Annotated in this window: 14 protein-coding genes and 2 tRNA genes; 15 read left to right on the forward strand and 1 reads right to left on the reverse strand. The window is 60.6% G+C overall.

Going from position 1 to position 15723, the window contains the following annotated elements:
- The first annotated feature begins 36 nt into the window (after positions 1 to 36).
- The 15 genes from ASE39_RS09480 to ASE39_RS09545 all read left to right on the forward strand — a co-directional run bounded on the left by ASE39_RS09480 (position 37) and on the right by ASE39_RS09545 (position 15014).
- A complete protein-coding gene (locus tag ASE39_RS09480) occupies positions 37 to 1020 on the forward strand; it encodes a tripartite tricarboxylate transporter substrate binding protein (protein WP_057270990.1) in 984 nt (327 codons plus the stop codon).
- Between the two features lie 117 nt (positions 1021 to 1137).
- Positions 1138 to 3144 carry an excinuclease ABC subunit UvrC gene (gene uvrC, locus ASE39_RS09485; RefSeq protein WP_057270999.1) on the forward strand — a complete coding sequence of 669 codons (2007 nt, stop codon included), beginning with the start codon at positions 1138 to 1140 and terminating at the stop codon, positions 3142 to 3144.
- 50 nt (positions 3145 to 3194) lie between these two features.
- Positions 3195 to 3761 (forward strand): CDP-diacylglycerol--glycerol-3-phosphate 3-phosphatidyltransferase, encoded by a 567-nt coding sequence (gene pgsA / locus ASE39_RS09490; RefSeq protein WP_010460895.1) that lies wholly within the window; start codon positions 3195 to 3197, stop codon positions 3759 to 3761.
- Between the two features lie 366 nt (positions 3762 to 4127).
- Positions 4128 to 4400, forward strand: coding sequence for an HU family DNA-binding protein (locus ASE39_RS09495; protein WP_008906675.1), 273 nt, complete (start codon positions 4128 to 4130; stop codon positions 4398 to 4400).
- 15 nt (positions 4401 to 4415) lie between these two features.
- Positions 4416 to 4491: transfer RNA gene (locus tag ASE39_RS09500), tRNA-Val, on the forward strand.
- Positions 4492 to 4551: 60 nt separating this feature from the next.
- Entirely contained in the window at positions 4552 to 6483 is a 1932-nt protein-coding gene (locus tag ASE39_RS09505) for a SurA N-terminal domain-containing protein (protein ID WP_057270991.1), read from the forward strand.
- Between the two features lie 49 nt (positions 6484 to 6532).
- Positions 6533 to 6608 (forward strand) — tRNA-His (locus ASE39_RS09510).
- Positions 6609 to 6798: 190 nt separating this feature from the next.
- Entirely contained in the window at positions 6799 to 7002 is a 204-nt protein-coding gene (locus ASE39_RS09515; RefSeq protein ID WP_010460906.1) for a hypothetical protein, read from the forward strand.
- Between the two features lie 385 nt (positions 7003 to 7387).
- On the forward strand, positions 7388 to 9856 hold the full coding sequence (locus tag ASE39_RS09520; RefSeq protein WP_057270992.1) for a DEAD/DEAH box helicase family protein: 2469 nt from the start codon (positions 7388 to 7390) through the stop codon (positions 9854 to 9856).
- Between the two features lie 27 nt (positions 9857 to 9883).
- The gene (locus ASE39_RS26340) at positions 9884 to 10369 is read left to right on the forward strand and encodes an SHOCT domain-containing protein (RefSeq protein WP_140426736.1); all 486 of its coding nucleotides are present in this window, start codon (positions 9884 to 9886) and stop codon (positions 10367 to 10369) included.
- A gap of 6 nt (positions 10370 to 10375) precedes the next feature.
- Positions 10376 to 11857 (forward strand): class I SAM-dependent DNA methyltransferase, encoded by a 1482-nt coding sequence (locus ASE39_RS09525; protein ID WP_057270993.1) that lies wholly within the window; start codon positions 10376 to 10378, stop codon positions 11855 to 11857.
- A gap of 11 nt (positions 11858 to 11868) precedes the next feature.
- A complete protein-coding gene (locus tag ASE39_RS09530) occupies positions 11869 to 13554 on the forward strand; it encodes a restriction endonuclease subunit S (protein ID WP_140426737.1) in 1686 nt (561 codons plus the stop codon).
- Positions 13555 to 13584: 30 nt separating this feature from the next.
- Positions 13585 to 13998 (forward strand): hypothetical protein, encoded by a 414-nt coding sequence (locus tag ASE39_RS26345; protein WP_140426738.1) that lies wholly within the window; start codon positions 13585 to 13587, stop codon positions 13996 to 13998.
- A 12-nt stretch (positions 13999 to 14010) separates the two neighbouring features.
- Positions 14011 to 14592, forward strand: coding sequence for a type II toxin-antitoxin system MqsA family antitoxin (locus tag ASE39_RS09540; protein WP_057270995.1), 582 nt, complete (start codon positions 14011 to 14013; stop codon positions 14590 to 14592).
- Complete coding sequence (locus tag ASE39_RS09545; protein WP_140426739.1) at positions 14580 to 15014, forward strand: hypothetical protein; 435 nt, start codon at positions 14580 to 14582, stop codon at positions 15012 to 15014. Before ASE39_RS09540 ends, ASE39_RS09545 begins: the two co-directional genes overlap by 13 nt.
- Positions 15015 to 15388: 374 nt before the next feature.
- Here the strand turns inward: ASE39_RS09545 and ASE39_RS09555 are convergent, their stop codons facing one another.
- Entirely contained in the window at positions 15389 to 15613 is a 225-nt protein-coding gene (locus ASE39_RS09555; protein WP_057270998.1) for a hypothetical protein, read from the reverse strand.
- Positions 15614 to 15723 lie beyond the last annotated feature (110 nt).

Genomic DNA, 15723 nt, shown 5'->3' on the forward strand with positions numbered 1-15723 from the left:
ACCTTTCACAACAACGACAACGGAGACATCGCTTTCATGAAAACCACCCGCAAACAGTTCACCACCCTGGCCCTTGCCGCACTGACCGCCATCAGCTTCATCGGCCACGCAGCGGCGCAGGGCGCTTACCCGTCCAAGAACGTGACCCTGGTGGTGCCCACCGCCGCCGGTGGCACCACCGACCTGTCGGCCCGCATGCTGGCGCAGGCGCTTGCGCCGGTGCTGGGCCAGTCGGTCATCGCAGACAACAAGGGCGGGGGTAACGGCAACATCGCGGCCAGCGCCGTCAAGCGGGCCGAGGCCGATGGCTACACGCTGCTCATGCAGTATTCGGGCTACCACGTCATCTCGCCCCACATCACCAAACAAAAGCAGTGGGAGCAGAGCGACTTCCAGCCTGTGGCCAATGTCATCTCGGCTCCGCAGATCATCGTGGTGCGCAACGACCTGCCGGTGAAGACGCTGGCTGAACTCATCGCTTATGCCAAGGCCAATCCCGGCAAGCTCAACTACGCCTCGTCGGGCAATGGATCGTTGCAGCATGTCACGGGTGCCATGCTGGAGCAGCAAGGCGCCATCAAGATGGTCCACGTGCCCTACAAAGGCACGGGCCCCGCGCTGCAGGACCTGCTGGGCGGCCAGGTGGACCTGACATTCGGCACCGCGCCCCCCTTCATGCCCCACATCGCCAGCGGCAAGCTGCGCGTGCTGGCCGTGACGGGCAAGCAGCGCCTGCCCAGCCTGCCCGATGTGCCCACCACAGCCGAGGCGGGCTACCCCAAGGTCGATGCCACCTCGTGGTTTGCGGTGTTTGCCCCCGCCGCCGTACCCAAGGCCGTGGTGGACAAGCTCACGGCCGACATCCGCACCGTGGTGCAGAACCCGGCCTTCCAGCAAAAGGCACAAGAGCAGGGCGCCACGGCGGACTACCAGACCCCCGCGCAGCTGGGTGACAAGGTGAAGGCCGATCTGGCCAACTGGGCCACGGTGGTGAAAACCTCCAAGATCGAGGCGGAGTGATCCGGAGGATTCGGAAAATTGAATTAAAAAGCCTGCTGGCGCCCGCTGGATAAGCGCTAGCAGCTATTTATTTGATAGTGAATGGGGCAGGCTGCGCGCGGGGCCACAATACGCGCCATGTCTGATGTGCATTCCGAAGAACTCCTGGCGCAGGTGGCTGCGCTGCCCGCGCTGCCGGGTGTGTACCGCTATTTCGACGCGCAGGATGCGCTGCTGTATGTGGGCAAGGCGCTCAACCTCAAGCGCCGGGTGTCCAGCTACTTCCAGAAGAACCATGGTGGCACCCGCATTGGTCACATGGTCAGCAAGATCGTGCGCATGGAGACCACGGTGGTGCGCTCCGAGGCCGAGGCGTTGCTGCTCGAAAACAACCTCATCAAGACGCTGAACCCCAAGTTCAACATCCTGTTCAGGGACGACAAGAGCTATCCCTATCTCAAGATCACAGGCACTCCCACGGCCAGCGGCAACGCGCCCGGCCAGCTGTTTCCGCGCATGGCGTATTACCGGGGTGCGGTGGATAAGCGCCATCGGTACTTCGGCCCGTACCCCAGTGCGTGGGCGGTCAAGGAAACCATCCAGCTGCTGCAGAAGGTGTTTCGACTGCGCACCTGCGAAGACACCGTGTTTGCCAACCGCACGCGGCCCTGCCTTTTGTTCCAGATCAAGCGCTGCACTGGCCCGTGTGTGGACCTGATCTCGCCCGAGGCCTATGCCGCCGACGTGTCGCATGCCGAGGCGCTGCTGCGCGGCGAAACGCAGGAGGTACTGCAAGCCATGGAGGCGCGCATGATGGCGCACTCCGACAAGCTCGAGTTTGAGCAGGCCGCCGAGGTGCGCAACCAGATCCAGGCGCTGTCGCGCGTGCTGCACCAGCAGTCCATCGAGATTGCGGACGACAAGGATGTGGACATCTTGGCCGTACGCGTGCAAGGCGGCCGCGCCTGTGTGAACCTGGCCATGGTGCGCGGCGGGCGGCATCTGGGAGACCGGCCGTATTTCCCGGTGCATGTGGAAGACGCTGCTGCTGTGTTTGAGGAAGAGGGGGGCGAGGGGGCTGAGGTTGTCGATGAAAACGCGCCGGCCAGGCCCGTTCGCCGGGTCGAGGTGCTGGTGCTTGAGGCCTTCATCGCCCAGCACTACATCGGCGTGCCGGTGCCGCCGGTGCTGGTCACCAGCGAACCGGTGGACAAGGCGCTGCTGGAGGCACTGGGCGACCAGGCCGGTGTGCGCGTGACCGCGATCCACCAGCCCCGCGAGCAACGCCGCGCCTGGCTGGACATGGCGCAGAAGAACGCCGACCTGCAACTGGCCCGGCTTCTGGCCGAAGAAGGCTCGCAGCAAGCCCGCACCCGTGCACTGGTAGAGGCGCTGGACCTGCCGCCCGAGGACATCGACCAGCTCACCATCGAGTGCTTCGACATCTCGCACACGGCGGGCGAATCCACCCAGGCATCGTGCGTGGTGTTCCACCACCACAAGATGCAAAGCAGCGAATACCGCCGCTACAAGATCGAAGGCATTACCGGCGGCGACGATTACGCCGCCATGCGCCAGGTGCTGACGCGCCGCTACAGCAAGGTGGCCGAGGCGGCGCGTGAAGCCGGTGGCATCGACTTTGCGGCCAACCCCGCGCCGGGAGGGGACGAACCCCCTAAGCCCAAAGGCGTGGCGCGGCTGCCGGACCTGGTGCTCATCGATGGCGGCAAGGGCCAGGTCGGCGTGGCGCGCGAGGTGTTTACCGCGCTGGGGCTGGATCTGACGCGCATTGTGGGTGTCGAGAAGGGCGAAGGCCGAAAGGTGGGCCTGGAAGAGCTGGTGTTTGCCGATGGGCGCGAGAAGGTTTATCTGGGCAAGGACTCGGCTGCGCTGATGCTGGTGGCGCAGATCCGCGATGAAGCCCACCGCTTCGCCATCACGGGCATGCGCGCTGCGCGCGCCAAGGTGCGCGTGGGCGGTGGCCAGCTCGAAGAAATTGCGGGGGTCGGGCCCAAAAAACGGGCGCGGTTGCTGCAGCGTTTTGGGGGAGTGCGCGGGGTGGCGTCGGCCAGTGTGGAAGACCTGGTTACGGTGGATGGCATCTCGCGCGAACTGGCGGAAGAAATTTATAGGGCGTTGAGATAAGCCTTATCCACAGCGCCGCTACCGCGCCGTGACGTGACACAATCGCCGCCATGTTCTGGACTATCCCCACCTTGATGACCTGGACGCGCATCGTCGCGATACCTTTGATCGTGGGAGTGTTCTACGCGCCGCTGGACCCGGCCACTCGCAACCTGATTGCGACGGTGATGTTCGTGGTGTTTGCCGCCACCGACTGGCTGGATGGCTACCTGGCGCGCAAGCTCAACCAGACCTCGTCCTTTGGAGCCTTCCTCGACCCGGTGGCCGACAAATTTCTGGTGTGTGCATCGCTCCTGGTGCTGGTGCACCTGCAGCGTGCCGATGTATTTGTGGCCCTCATCATCATCGGGCGCGAGATCGCGATCTCGGCCTTGCGCGAGTGGATGGCGCAGATCGGCGCGAGCAAGAGTGTGGCCGTGCACATGATCGGTAAGGTCAAGACCACGGTGCAGATGGTGGCCATCCCGTTCCTGCTGTACGACGCCCGTCTGTTTGGCGTGATTGACACGGGGGTGTGGGGCACCTGGTTGATCTGGGCATCGGCGGTGCTCACGGTCTGGTCCATGGTGTATTACCTGCAGAAGGCGCTGCCAGAAATCCGGGCGCGTGTGAAATAGCACGGGGTGGATTCCGCATCCCCCAGCGCTTCGGCGTGTGAATGCTGGGTGCAATCGCCCTCGCTGCATTGTCGGAACTGGGGTGTCAATACGGAGTGCTGCCCATACGGCGTGTTTGAGACAAAAACGCCCCACAAGCCCTGTCGCAGCGTGAAATACGACTAGAATTCACCCCAACGCTGCGCCAAACCAGCGTGTTGTATTGACACCCGGAAACTCGATGGCTTTAATCTGATGCAGCAGCCACTGCTGTGTATGCCAGTCATTCCCCCGTCTGTTTTCAACCAGCCTTCGGCTGCGCTTTCGGACGTGTGAAGACCAGATATCCGCGAGACATTCCATCAACTCTTTTCCGAGAGGCTTCTTGTGAACAAAACCGAACTGATTGAGCACATCGCTACCAACGCCGACATCTCCAAGGCCGCTGCTGCTCGTGCCCTGGAATCCACGATCGAGGCCGTCAAGAAGACCCTGAAGAAGGGCGGCACCGTTTCGCTCGTCGGTTTCGGCACCTTTGCGGTCGGCAAGCGTGCTGCTCGCACGGGCCGCAATCCCCGTACGGGCGCTACGATTAAAATCAAAGCTGCTAAAGTTCCGAAGTTCCGTCCTGGCAAGGCATTGAAAGATGCCTTGAACTGAGGATCAGTTTAGGTGGGGTCCTTAGCTCAGTTGGTAGAGCGGCTCCTTTACACGGAGTAGGTCGGCGGTTCGAGACCGTCAGGACCCACCATCACCGAACAAAGGCGAACGCAAGTTCGCCTTTTGTTTTTTGCCTTCTGAAAGATCGACCATGTTTGAATCCATCCGCAAGCACTCCAAGATCGTGATGATCTTATTGTTCTTGCTGATCATTCCATCGTTTGTGCTGGTAGGCATTGACAGCAACTACTTCTCTGAAAAGAGCCCTGTGGTGGCACGTGTCGATGGCGACAAGATCAACCAGACCGACTGGGACAACGCGCATCGCGTGGAGACTGACCGCATGCGTGCGCAGTCTCCCTCGGTCGATCCCAAGCTTCTTGACTCGCCACAGGCCCGCTACGCCACGCTGGAGCGTCTGGTACGCGACCGCGTGTTGGCTGCTGCGGCGAAGGAAATGCACTTGGTGACGAGTGATGCGCGCCTGGCGCGCAGCCTGCAGGAGATTCCCGCCATCGCCGGGCTCAAGCGTGCTGACGGTACGCTGGACGCAGAAGCCTACCGAGCATTGGTGGGTACGCAAGGTTTGACGCCTGAAGGTTTTGAGGCCAATGTGCGCCGCGACTTGTCGATCAATCAGGTCATCGGTGGCGTGATGGGCACAGCGTTCAGCACCAATACCCAGGTCAAGCTTGCACTCGACCCGCTTTACGAGCAGCGAGAAATTCAGGTAGTACGTTTCAAATCCACGGACTTCTCGACCAAGGTCGCGACCACGGATGCGGATCTGGAGGCCTATTACAAGGCGCATCCCGCACAGTTCCTGCAGCTGGAGCAGGCTGCGGTGGAATACGTAGTACTGGACCTCGACAGCGTGCGTTCGGGAATCACGCTCAATGAAGACGATCTGCGCACCTACTACAAGGAAAATGTGGCGCGGATGGCCGGCAAAGAAGAACGTCGAGCCAGCCACATCTTGATCAATGCCCCCAAGGATGCCTCTTCTGCGGACCGCGAGAAGGCCAAGACCCGCATCACGGAACTGCTGGCGCAGGTGCGCAAGGCGCCAGCCACGTTTGCGGACGTGGCCAAGAAGGCTTCGGACGACAAGGGTTCGGCCACAGCAGGCGGGGACCTGAATTTCTTCGGGCGTGGTGCCATGGTCAAGCCGTTTGAGGAGGCCGCCTTTGCCCTCAAGAAGGGCGAAATCAGCGATGTTGTGGAGACCGATTTTGGCTACCACATCATCCAATTGACCGACATCAAGGCGCCGCGTCAGCCTTCCTTCGAAGAACTGCGTCCCACCATGGAGGCAGAACTCAAGCAGCAGCAGGCCCAGCGCAAATTTGCGGAAGTGGCCGAGGCGTTCACCAATAGCGTGTACGAACAGTCAGACAGCCTCAAGCCGGTGGCCGAGAAGCTCAAGCTCAAGGTGCAGACTGTTTCCGGCGTTACCCGGGCGCCAGCGCCCGGTGCAGTCGGACCGCTGGCCAACCCCAAGTTTCTGGAGGCACTCTTCTCTTCGGATTCGTTGCAGAACAAGCGCAATACCGAAGCCGTGGAAGTAGGTCCGAGCCAGCTGGCTGCGGGCCGTGTGGTGCAGTACACCCCCGCCAAAACCCTGCCCCTGGACGAAGTGCGTGCTCGTGTGCGTGAGCTCTATATCGGGCAGAAGGCTTCGGAGCTGGCCCGCAAGGAAGGTGAAACCAAGTTGGCTGCGTGGAAGGCCACCCCGGCAAGCGCCAGCGGCTTGGGCGCTCCTGTGCAGATTTCACGGGAACAGGTTCAGAACCTGCCCCGGCCCTTGATTGATGCCGCATTGCATGCGCCAGCCGCGGAGGCCCTTCCTGCCTGGGTCGGTGTGGACTTGGGGGCCGACGGCTATGCCGTGGTGAAGGTGAACCGCATCGTGCCTCGTCCCGCCCCTGAAGGACAGCGCGCGCAGCAGGAGCGCCAGCAATACATGCAATGGTGGGCGTCCGCTGAAGGGCAGGCGTATTACGAGATGCTCAAAAAGCGTTTCAAGGCCGAGATCAAGACACCTCGGCCATCAGCCACCGTACAAGCGGCGGCAGAAAATTAAGTAAATTGGCTGCAGGGATCAAAATCCCAAGCTATAATACAAAGCTACGGTGGCTGTAGCTCAGTTGGTAGAGTCCAGGATTGTGATTCCTGTTGTCGTGGGTTCGAGCCCCATCAGCCACCCCAAATCAGAAAAAGCGCCGCAACAATTGTTGCGGCGCTTTTTTGTTTTGGGGCTTCAAAATAAGGGCGCTCTAAGGGCAATGACCATCTGACCAATCCGCGATCTGCATTTCTTTGATGTGATTCGGGTTGTGCACGGTGGAGTGCATGGTGCACAGCGCATACTGTGCCTTAAACCTTTTTGGAGCCTTCAATGAGCCTTGTGATCCGCGATGCGTCGCCCAGTGAGAAACGTGGCAACGCCATGTCTGCAGCCCTTGCCAAGGAGCAGCTCGAATACGCGGTCCAGATCGTGCGAGAAGTTTTGCCCCAGAGTGCAAGTGATGGCGCCCTCATTGGAGCAGTGGTGCAGGCAATTGCCATGAACTACGCGGCAGTCCCGCAGCCAAACCGGTAGTGCCTCAGGTATTCTGGTGCGCGAGTTAGTGCGCCCAGGTAACTGGCTCTTAAAAAGCGTTGGCTGTGTTGCCGTTGCTTTTTGAAGCGTGTTGCGTGGTTGGGTTGGGAAAAGCGGTTGGCTCCGCTGCGCGGGGGGAGCTGGCCCCGGAGGAGTTCGAACACTCGTCCGTAAGCCGCGCGAATGCTAGGTTTCACGCTTTTGATTTCGAAAAGTACCATCAAAAGTACCATCATTTTTAGATCTGTCCCCATGTGGCATTGATCAGACGTCGTGACATGCCCAGACTCGTAATGATTCTTTCGGCAGGGGCGGGAAGGGGTTGTAGTATCCGGTAACAACTACACGCCGCCTTCGAATGCACGGGGATGGTGCCAACTGCCGAATGGACAAGACCAAACTCTCCGAAAGCGACATTTGCGACAAGTACATCCGCCCGGCCATGGAGCAGGCAGGGTGGAATGGTCTGGACCAGATTTTTCGGGAGTACCCGCTGCGCGCCGGGCGCGTGGTGGTGCGTGGCAGCAAGGCCTACCGCGACAAGAGCACGGTGCTGCGGGCCGACTACGCCTTGTTCTACAAGGCCAATATTCCGTTAGCGGTCGTTGAGGCCAAGGACAACAAGCACGCCGTAGGTGCAGGCATGGGCCAGGCGCTCAACTACGCCCAACTGCTCGATGTGCCGTTCAGCTTCTCCAGCAATGGCGAAGGCTTCGTGTTCCGCGATGCGACCCTGGCCACCGGCGTCCTGGAGCAGAACCTAACACTTGAAGAATTCCCGTCGCCGCAGGAGCTGTGGAACCGCTATTGCGCCTGGAAGGGCTGGTCCGCCGAAGAAAGCCGCGTCGCGGGCTTTGACTACGCCCCCAACAAAACCCCGCGCTACTACCAGCTCAACGCCGTGAACCGCGCGGTCGAGGCCATCGCTGCCGGGCAAGATCGGGTGCTCCTGGTTATGGCCACCGGCACTGGCAAGACCTACACCGCATTCCAGATCATCTGGCGTCTTTGGAAGAGCGGCGCCAAGAAGCGCATCCTGTTCCTGGCCGACCGCAACATCCTCATCGACCAGACCATGGTCAACGACTTTCGGCCCTTCAAGGGCGCGATGGCCAAGCTCAGCCCCAACGCCAAGGGGGTGGAGCGAGTCGATGCGCAAGGCACTGTGTCGGTCGAAGACGTGGCCCTTGCGGTCAACAAAACCACCAAGCTGGTGGACAAGAGCTACGAGATTTACCTCTCGCTCTATCAGGCCGTCACCGGCACCGAGGAAGAGCGCAACATCTACAAGCAGTTCAGCCCCGACTTCTTCGACCTCATCGTGGTGGACGAATGCCACCGCGGCAGCGCGGCCGAAGACTCCGCCTGGCGCGACATCCTCACCTACTTTGGCAGCGCCACGCAGATTGGCCTCACGGCCACGCCCAAGGAAACCAAAGACGTTTCCAACACCGACTACTTTGGTGAGCCCGTCTACACCTACAGCCTCAAGCAAGGTATCGAAGACGGCTACCTGGCCCCGTACAAAGTCATTCGCGTGGACCTGGACAAAGACACCTTTGGCTGGCGTCCCACTGCCGGCATGACCGACAAACACGGCCACGCCATCGAAGACCGCATCTACACCGGCGCAGACATGAACCGCAAGCTCGTGCTGGAGCAGCGCGACGTGGCCGTGGCCGCCAAGATTACGGAGTATTTGAAGGCCACCGACCGCTACGCCAAGACCATCGTCTTTTGCGAAGACATCGACCACGCCGCCCGCATGCGCCAAGCGCTCGCCAACGCCAACGCCGACCTGTGCGCCACCCAGCCCAAATACGTGGTGCAGATCACCGGCGACAACACCGAAGGCAAGCTGGAGCTCGACAATTTCATCGACCCCGAGAAAACCTATCCGGTAATCGCCACCACCTCCAAGCTCATGAGCACCGGGGTCGATGCGCAAACCTGCAAGCTCATCGTGCTGGACCAGGGCATCAAGTCCATGACGCTGTTCAAGCAGATCATTGGCCGGGGCACCCGCCTGCGCGAAGACCTGGGCAAAACCTGGTTCACCATCCTCGACTTCAAGCGCGCCACAGAACTGTTTGCCGACAAGGACTTTGACGGCGACCCTGTGCAAATCTACGAACCCGGCAGCGGCGAACCGGTAACGCCGCCCGAACCGGCGGTTGCAGGCGGCATGCCGGACGAGACAGGCCCGCTCGGCGATGCGCTCGACCCCTTCGACTCCCTGACACCTCTCGGCCCTTTTGCTGGCGGTGGCGACTCCGCGGATGGCCCTAAGAAATACATTCTTGGTAACAACGTGACGGTAATGATCGCCCGCGAGCGCGTGCAATACCTCAACGCCGAAGGCAAGCTCATCACCGAGAGCCTGCGCGACTACACCCGCATCAACCTGCGCAAGCGCTTTGACTCGCTCGACCAATTCCTGCAGGCCTGGAAACAGGCCGACCGCAAGGCCGCTTTGCTGCAAGAGCTGGAATCGCAGGGCGTGCTGCTGGAGGCCCTGGCGGATGAAGTGGGCAAAGACCTGGACCCGTTCGATTTGCTGTTGCATGTCGCCTACGACCAGCCTCCGCTCACCCGAAGCGAGCGGGCCCGCCGTGTGAAAAAGCGCGATGTCTTCACTCAATACGGCCCCGTGGCTCGCAAAGTGCTGGAGGCTTTGCTCGACAAATACGCCGACGAGGGCATCGTCACCATCGAAAGCAACGAGGTCTTCAAAATTCAACCCTTCACCGACTTGGGAAGCCCCTCGGAATTGGTGCGTAGCTTTGGCGGCCGTCCGCAGTACTTGGACGCCTTACAAATCCTGCAGCGCGAGCTTTATTCCACCTCCGCTTGAGCGAACCCAATCCGATACCAACACAAGATGAAAGAAATACTGAACAAGGCAAAAGCGAAGGCAGCCCAGCTCTCTCGGGACTTGCGTCCAGATGCCGCTGACATCAAGCGCTCGACAGACTATGCGATTGACGCTGCGAGCAAAGTCGCTGGACAAGTGGGGCGCCTTGGCAAAGATGCACTCAAAACGGATATGGCCAGAGATGCTGCCGCAGGCGCGGCCATTGGCGCCGTCGTCGCTGTACCAGTGCCGGTGATTGGGCCCATGGCGGGAGCCGTCATCGGTGCAGGATTGGGCGTCTACAAAAACATAACGCGCCCAAGCGCCAATAGATCTGCCGAACCGTCTCCGTTGATCACTAGCCAGCCGGTCACTGTGATCGACGTTGTTGCCAGCGAGCAAAACCCAGTCGACAAGTTTGAAGAACTGAACAAGCTCCACGATCTCAAGGTGAAGGGCGCCCTCACAAGCAAAGAATTTGCCGCCGAAAAGAAAAAGATCCTGGATCGATAACTAGATATGTCCGACCTCACCCCCGTCATCAAATCCATCCAAGACATCATGCGCCAGGACAGCGGCGTCGATGGCGACGCCCAGCGCATCAGTCAGCTCACCTGGCTGCTGTTCCTGAAGGTGTTTGACGCGCTCGAAGAAGAGCTCGAACTCACGCGCGACCACTACCAAAGCCCCATCCCCGAAGCCATGCGCTGGCGCAACTGGGCTGCAGACCCCGAGGGCATGACCGGCGAGGCGCTGCTCGACTTTGTGGACAACCAGCTCTTTGCCACCCTCAAAAGCCTCAGCGCCGACCCCGTGCGCAACCCGCGCGGCTACGTGGTGCGCGGCGTGTTCGAAGACGCCTACAACTACATGAAAAGCGGTCACCTGCTTCGCCAGGTGGTCAACAAGCTCAACGGCATCGACTTCACCCGCCAGGCCGAGCGCCACCAGTTCAACGACCTGTACGAAAAAATCCTGAAGGATTTGCAAAGCGCAGGCAACGCGGGCGAGTTCTACACCCCCCGCGCCGTCACCCAGTTCATGGTGGACATGGTCAACCCGCAACTCGGCGAGGTAGTGCTCGACCCCGCCACCGGCACCGGCGGCTTCTTGGTGTGCGCCATCGAGCACCTGCGCAAGCAGGTCCACAACGCCGACCAAGAAGCCGTGCTGCAAAACAGCATTCGCGGCGTCGAGAAAAAGCAGATGCCGCACATGCTGTGCGTCACCAACCTGCTGCTGCACGGCATTGAGGTGCCCAGCAACATCCGGCACGACAACACCCTGGTGCGCCCCCTGCGCGATTACACCCAGGCCGACCGCGTGGACGTGGTGCTCACCAACCCGCCCTTTGGCGGTGTGGAAGAGCCCGGCATCGAACAAGGCTACCCCGCCGACGTGCGCACCAAAGAGACCGCCGACCTGTTTTTGGTGCTCATCAAGCACATCCTCAAAGCCAACGGCCGCGCCGCCTTGGTGCTGCCCGACGGCACCCTGTTTGGCGAAGGCGTCAAAAGCCGCATCAAAGAGCAACTGCTCACCGAGTGCAACCTGCACACCATCGTGCGCCTGCCCAACGGCGTGTTCGCCCCCTACACCGGCATCAAAACCAACCTGCTGTTTTTCACCAAGGGCCAACCCACACAGCACGTCTGGTACTACGAGCACCCCTACCCACCGGGCGTCAGAAACTACAACAAGACCAAGCCCATCCGCATCGACGAATTCGATGCCGAGAAAGCCTGGTGGGGCACCGAGGCCGATGGCTTTGCCGCCCGCGTGGAAAACGAACGGGCCTGGAAGGTCAGCATCGACACCATCCGCGCCGCCAACTGGAACCTCGACCAGAAGAACCCCCATGTGGGCGAACAAACCAGCCACGACCCCGAGGTGCTGCTGGCCGACTACGCCCGCCTGCAGGCCGAGGCCCAGGCGCTGCGTGACGAACTCAAGGGCATCCTGGCCCAGTCTTTAATGGCCAAAACAGCCGCCAGCGCTTGAGGAATAAGCGCATGCTGCTATCAAATTTGGATTTATTGGCCACCGCCCCCGGCGGCGTGATGCGTTTGCGTGAACTCATCCTGACCCTGGCCGTGCAAGGCAAGCTGGTGCCCCAAGACCCGGTGGATGAGCCGGCGGGCGTGCTGCTGCAGAACATTCGGGCGGAGAAGGACCAGCTGATTGCGGAGGGGAAGATCAAGCGGGACAAGCCGCTGGCAGAGATAGCGGAGGAGGAAAAGCCGTTTGAGTTGCCGGTGGGTTGGGAGTGGGTGCGGCTGGGGGCGCTATTGCCATTCCGGATAGGAAAAACTCCCCCAAGTAAGGATCCCCAGTACTGGGCTGATTCCGGGCATGCATGGGTAAGCATTTCGGACATGAATCACTTTGGCGAGGTGTTCGAGACGGGGCGAAAGATAACGCATCGTGGCGCTGAAGTTTTCGGCTACGACCCGTTGCCCTCTGGCACGCTCATCATGAGTTTCAAGCTCACGATTGGGAAAATTTCTGTACTTCGAGTGCCTGCATATCACAACGAGGCCATCGTTTCTTTCACGCCTCTACGCGGCACAAATTCCGGTTTTTTGAAGTACATGCTGCCCACAGTAGCCAGAACGGGTGTATCCAAAGATGCGCTCATGGGCGCCACGCTGAATACTGAATCGTTATCGAATTTGGTTATTGCTCTACCTCCTTGCATCGAACAATCCCGCATCGTCACCCGCGTCGAAGAACTCATGCGCCTGTGCAACGCGCTGGAGGCCAAGGGCCAGCTGGAGGCCGCGCAACACGCCCAACTGGTCAGCACCCTGCTGAGCACGCTCACCGCCAGCACCACGCCCGAAGAGCTGGCCGACAACTGGCAGCGCGTGGCCCAGCACTTCGACCTGTTGCTGGACCGCCCCGAAGCCATCGACGCCTTAGAACAAACCCTGCTGCAACTGGCCGTGCGCGGCATGCTCGTACCCCAAGACCGCACCGACGAACCTGCCAGCGCCCTGCTGCAAAAGATCCGCGCTGAAAAAGACCGCCTCATCGCCGCAGGCCAGATCAAACGCGACAAACCCCTGCCGCCCATCACCGACGAGGAAAAGCCGTTTGAGTTGCCGGTGGGGTGGGAGTGGGGGCGCGTCGGTGACGTTGTAGAGCTACTCAACGGTTACGCGTTCAAGAGCGAGTGGTTCAAACCGGCCGGCGTTCGGCTTTTGCGCAACGTGAACATCAGTCATGGTCACGTTGATTGGTCTGCGCCAGTCATGCTTGATGCAGTTGCCGCGCAGAGTTATGAGCAGTTCGCTCTACGCGTGGGGGACATCGTTCTTTCGCTAGATCGTCCCATCATCTCCACAGGCCTGAAGTACGCAGTCATTCGAGAATCTGACTTGCCATGCCTACTGCTCCAGCGGGTAGCTCGACTCACCGCATCTGCCTGTTTATCGCCCGAGTTCCTGCAGCTTTGGCTTCAGTCGGATTTGTTCGTTGGCACTATCGACCCTGGTCGGAGCAACGGGGTGCCACACATATCTACTAAGCAGGTGGCGGGGCTGGCCTTTGCGCTCCCACCCCTCGCCGAACAATCCCGCATCGTCACCCGCATCACCGCCCTGCGCCGCCTGTGCGCCGACCTGCGCCAGCGCCTGGCCGAACGCCAGTCCGTGCAGGCCCGTCTGGCCGAGGCCCTGGTGGCTTCTGTGGCGTGATGGCCCTAGCATTCCTCTGAAATTACCACCATGGTAAAAATGGTCGTCGTTTCAGAGTACAGTCTGAATCCTCCCGAGGACGGACAGGGGCGCGTCAAGATCGCCAGCGGGCCTTTGTACGAGTTGGTCCGGGTTCAGAGGCTGGCGGCGGTCGGAGGGCTGAATACCTGGACCGACCGCTGCGACAACGCGGTGTACGACCTGTTTGCGGGGGATCTGGAAGCGGTGGCCGGTCTGCTGGGGCATTTGCGCCCAACGGACTACCGGGATTCTGAGTGGTGCACCAATGGCCGCAACGCGCTGGCCGCGTGCGATGCCTACGCCTTGCGCCGCCTGGAATGGGTGGCCTCTGCAGGCAAAGAGATGGGTGTTGAATATTTTTTGAAGTTTGCAGTGGGCAGGACGGGGCAACTGGTGTTGCTGGTGTCTTGCCACCTGTCTTGAAGGAGAGCCGTCATGGAAAACAAGGCGCTGTGCGCCATTTGCGGCGAAGGTCATGTCACCGCGCAAACACGCGCGGTAGAGACGGACTACAAGGGCACCAAGGCGTTGCTGCCCATGCACTACCAGTTGTGCGATACCTGCACGTCTGACTATGCTGGGATGGCGGAATCCAAGCTGAACAAGCGCATCGTCATGGCGTTTCGCAAGCAGGTCGATGGCTTGCTGACGGGCGATGAAATTGTCGCGCTGCGCAAGCAATACAACCTCAAACAGGCCCAGGCAGCCCAGCTGTTTGGCGGCGGGCCGGTGGCGTTCAGCAAATACGAGAACGACGACGTGGCGCAGTCGGAATCCATGGATACGCTTCTACGTCTGGTGCGCCGTAGCCCGGCCGCATTTTGGGCGTTGGTGGAAGAAAAGGGTTTGCAGGCTGATTTCACGCAGCAGCGTGAGCCCGTGCGTGCGGATGTTGAAGGCACCGTCAAGTTGGTGTCCCTTACGCGGGTACAAAACAATACGACCCGCCCCGATCCACGTTACGACCCCCGGGAGTTCCGCCGCTTCAGTCAGGGAGCAGTGTCATGTCAGAAGTGACCATTCCCCGCCCTGTGCTCCGCAGCTTTCGGGTGTTGGCCTGCACCGGCCAAAACCGTGGAGAGGCTACGGGCGCCAAGATGCGGCTGGAAGTACAGCAAGAGATCGAAGTGGGTTTAGCGGTGCCCGATGTAGCGGGCGCCCCGCTGATGGTGGGCGTGAGGATCAATTTGGACGCCAAGGCCACCAACGAAAACGACGCCAGCGATGTGGCCACCTACGCCGGTGAGTACGAGGCCCGGTTTTACTACGCCGCAGGTGTGGCTGAGGACGCGATCACGCCGCTGCTGGACGACCACGAATACCAGTACGTGCTGGTCGCGCAGGCCTTCCCCCTGGCCATGACCCACTTTCGCCGAGAGCTGCAAGCCATGGGGCTGGATGCGCGGGAGTTGCCGTTGGGCTTAGATCCGTCTAAATAGCCTATCTTCGGTTTGGAGGCTGTTTGCAATGCCTCGGTTTCATTACCTAACGCACCACGAGGACTCAAGGTAATCCTCCATGGTGCTTGCCACAAGATCAAGGTCACAGGCACTGTCAACCTTGCCGCGAACCATTGGCGCGCCCACTACGCCTACAGCATGAGTCTCCTAGATGCCGACACAGTGCAACGCATTGACATGGGTTTGCTCTGTACCAAGAATACTCAGTGCTCCGGTGTCGCTTTGGGCGTTGGACGGCAGGATGCATCGAAGGGTGTGTCGAAATCCGTCGTACCGGGGCACTTCATCATGCTGGTTGTCCCTTTAGTTTTGGGGTACAGCCCCCTGGCTGGGATGGCCCGCTGCGCGGTTTGCTAGAACTGTTTAAGCCCCCGCTGCTGATCCTGTAGGCACTTGTTCAGATGGCGGGCCATATCACGCATCTCGCGCCAGGAGCCCCCCTTGAACGCGTTGCGCGACACAGTGGCCTTACCGGCGGCGCTTTTCGGCCCGGTGGACTGCAGCCAAGGCTTTTGCTCCCTGATGCGTGCAGCCTGCTGTGCTCGGCGCTCCGGTGTCCAGCCATTGCTGCTGTTCATGGCTCAGCTCCTTCGTGAGCGTCCAGTCATCCCATCTTGACCCGCCGGACGCGGTTCAGTTGGACTGCAACTGTGCTCCGACGTAGGCAACGCACTCCACGAGGTTGAGT

The sequence above is a fragment of the Acidovorax sp. Root267 genome, assembly GCF_001429215.1.
Lineage (GTDB): Bacteria > Pseudomonadota > Gammaproteobacteria > Burkholderiales > Burkholderiaceae_C > Acidovorax > Acidovorax radicis.

What these genes read in the sequence shown, in the direction of transcription:
- ASE39_RS09545 (WP_140426739.1), top strand. Translation starts at nt 14,580, where the DNA reads ATGTCAGAAGTGACCATTCCCCGCCCTGTGCTCCGCAGCTTTCGGGTG.
- uvrC (WP_057270999.1), top strand. Translation starts at nt 1,138, where the DNA reads ATGTCTGATGTGCATTCCGAAGAACTCCTGGCGCAGGTGGCTGCGCTG.
- ASE39_RS09480 (WP_057270990.1), top strand. Translation starts at nt 37, where the DNA reads ATGAAAACCACCCGCAAACAGTTCACCACCCTGGCCCTTGCCGCACTG.
- ASE39_RS09520 (WP_057270992.1), top strand. Translation starts at nt 7,388, where the DNA reads ATGGACAAGACCAAACTCTCCGAAAGCGACATTTGCGACAAGTACATC.
- ASE39_RS09540 (WP_057270995.1), top strand. Translation starts at nt 14,011, where the DNA reads ATGGAAAACAAGGCGCTGTGCGCCATTTGCGGCGAAGGTCATGTCACC.
- ASE39_RS09525 (WP_057270993.1), top strand. Translation starts at nt 10,376, where the DNA reads ATGTCCGACCTCACCCCCGTCATCAAATCCATCCAAGACATCATGCGC.
- ASE39_RS26345 (WP_140426738.1), top strand. Translation starts at nt 13,585, where the DNA reads ATGGTAAAAATGGTCGTCGTTTCAGAGTACAGTCTGAATCCTCCCGAG.
- ASE39_RS26340 (WP_140426736.1), top strand. Translation starts at nt 9,884, where the DNA reads ATGAAAGAAATACTGAACAAGGCAAAAGCGAAGGCAGCCCAGCTCTCT.
- ASE39_RS09515 (WP_010460906.1), top strand. Translation starts at nt 6,799, where the DNA reads ATGAGCCTTGTGATCCGCGATGCGTCGCCCAGTGAGAAACGTGGCAAC.
- ASE39_RS09530 (WP_140426737.1), top strand. Translation starts at nt 11,869, where the DNA reads ATGCTGCTATCAAATTTGGATTTATTGGCCACCGCCCCCGGCGGCGTG.
- pgsA (WP_010460895.1), top strand. Translation starts at nt 3,195, where the DNA reads ATGTTCTGGACTATCCCCACCTTGATGACCTGGACGCGCATCGTCGCG.
- ASE39_RS09555 (WP_057270998.1), bottom strand. Translation starts at nt 15,613, where the DNA reads ATGAACAGCAGCAATGGCTGGACACCGGAGCGCCGAGCACAGCAGGCT.
- ASE39_RS09505 (WP_057270991.1), top strand. Translation starts at nt 4,552, where the DNA reads ATGTTTGAATCCATCCGCAAGCACTCCAAGATCGTGATGATCTTATTG.